3 protein-coding genes are annotated in these 2051 nt (G+C 38.3%); 1 reads left to right on the top strand and 2 read right to left on the bottom strand.

Annotated elements, in window-relative coordinates:
• Positions 1 to 522, top strand: a 522-nt coding sequence (locus WBN20_RS00755) for a His/Gly/Thr/Pro-type tRNA ligase C-terminal domain-containing protein (RefSeq protein ID WP_424280358.1), incomplete at its 5' end; no start/stop codon positions are given.
• Here the strand turns inward: WBN20_RS00755 and WBN20_RS00750 are convergent.
• Together WBN20_RS00750 and WBN20_RS00745 are read right to left on the bottom strand one after the other, a co-directional pair.
• Complete coding sequence (locus WBN20_RS00750; protein WP_424272469.1) at positions 502 to 1050, bottom strand: NUDIX hydrolase; 549 nt, start codon at positions 1048 to 1050, stop codon at positions 502 to 504. The genes WBN20_RS00755 and WBN20_RS00750 overlap by 21 nt on opposite strands.
• Before the next feature lie 39 nt (positions 1051 to 1089).
• Positions 1090 to 2051: M42 family peptidase (locus tag WBN20_RS00745; RefSeq protein WP_424280357.1), on the bottom strand; the 962-nt coding region annotated here is incomplete at its 5' end.

Below are 2051 nucleotides of genomic sequence, written 5' to 3'. Positions count from 1 at the left end.
GATGTCACCCTGGCAAGAGGATTAAACTATTATACCGGAGCAATTTTTGAAGTAGCCCCTCCTGCTGAAATAAGTATGGGATCTATTGGTGGTGGTGGACGTTATGATGATCTAACCGGGATTTTCGGGTTAAAGGATATGAGTGGAATTGGAATTTCCTTTGGGTTGGATCGAATATATCTGGTTATGGAAGAATTGGGCCTCTTTCCGGATAACATCGGCCGGGCATTAGATGTATTATTTTTGAATTTTGGCGAGCAGGAGGCGATGGCGTCCCTAAAATTAATTGGAAAGCTAAGAAAAGAAGATGTCAAGGTCGATATTTATCCTGATTCTTCCAAAATGCAGAAGCAAATGAAATACGCAAATAAAAGGAATGTGCCTTTTATTGTTATCATCGGGGATCGCGAATTAGCAGATAATTCTTTTGTAGTCAAAAACATGTCCAAAGGAGATCAGAAAACCTATGACTTCGAAGATGTTAAAGGATTTCTCGAGGATTTAAAGTTGTTTCTTAATTGACTTTATAATTGTTTTGTAATATTCGGTGCTATGAGGAACGTATTTTTCAGTATTGGCTAAGCCCCAAACTTCTTCTGCAAACTTAATCAGTGGAATCATTGTTAAAGCTTCAACCTCACTTTCCTGTTTTTTTAAAGTATTAAAAGGAACTTTCATATTACATAGAAATGTATGGTGAAATTCATTATCTATGAGATTTTTTTCGTGACGCTGACTCGATTTAAAAACACCAATTTTAACAAGATCTTCTTTTGTTATGATCAATCCTATTTCTTCCTTAACCTCTCTTATTGCCGCTTTGTAGATGTCTTCTCCGGCACCAATATGCCCGGCAACTGATACATCCCAAAGAAGAGGATGTGTATCCTTGAATTTACCTCTTTGTTGTATCAGTACTTCCCCTCTTTTAGTATAAAACCAAATATGTACGGTGGGATGAAAGACACCGTTCCTATGTGCTACAGATTTTAAAATAGTCTTTCCGGTAAACTTCCCATTTTCATCTAGACTGTCTATAAATTCATCCATATTTTGGCAGTACGAAATGTATTTATTTAGGAGCTTCAGTTAATCAAAATAACTGAATGTTTCCCCGGATTTAATATTTAATAAGGTTTCATAAATTAAACGAATTACATTTTCCACATCATCTCGGTGCACTGTTTCTACGGTAGTGTGCATATATCTCAAAGGCAGAGAAATAAGAGCAGAGGCCACTCCGCCATTGCTATAGGCAAAGGCATCGGTATCTGTACCGGTTGATCTGGATGCCGCCATTCGCTGAAATGGTATTTTTTTGGCTTCGGCGGTTTCAATAATTCGTTCCCTAAGTTTATTCTGAACTGCGGGGGCATAAGAAATTACAGGTCCGGCCCCCAATTCTGTATGCCCTTGTTTTTTCTTATCGATCATAGGCGTCGTGGTATCATGGCACACATCTGTAATTATTGCGGCATTCGGCCGTATGGTTTGTGAAATCATTTCCGCTCCTCGAAGACCAATTTCTTCCTGTACTGCATTCGTGATATAAAGTCCAAAGGGCAATTTTTTCTTACTTTCATGTAAAAGTCGGGCAACTTCAGCTATCATAAATCCACCGGCTCTATTGTCAATAGCACGGCAGACGAATTTATCGTTATTTAAGACCTGGAATTCATCGGGATAGGTGATAACACAGCCTACATGGACTCCCATTTTCTTCACTTCTTCTTTGTCCTTTGCCCCAATATCAATAAAAATATTATCTAATTTAGGGGGTTCTTCTTTAGCACGGTCTCGAGTATGTATAGCGGGCCATCCAAAGACACCTTTCACAATTCCGTTTTTAGTATGAATATTTACCCATTTGGAAGGAGCAATTTGATGATCACTACCACCATTGCGAATGACATATAGAAGGCCATTATCTGTAATATAGTTTACATACCAGGAAATCTCATCGGAATGTCCTTCAATGACAACTCTGTATTTTGCTTCCGGATTAATAACGCCAACCGCGGTTCCATAAGTATCGGTAATAAATGTATCAA

Source organism: Eudoraea sp., assembly GCF_049665975.1.
Lineage (GTDB): Bacteria > Bacteroidota > Bacteroidia > Flavobacteriales > Flavobacteriaceae > Eudoraea.
This window is presented reverse-complemented; position numbering and strand designations above follow the sequence as displayed.

What these genes read in the sequence shown, in the direction of transcription:
- WBN20_RS00750 (WP_424272469.1), bottom strand. Translation starts at nt 1,050, where the DNA reads ATGGATGAATTTATAGACAGTCTAGATGAAAATGGGAAGTTTACCGGA.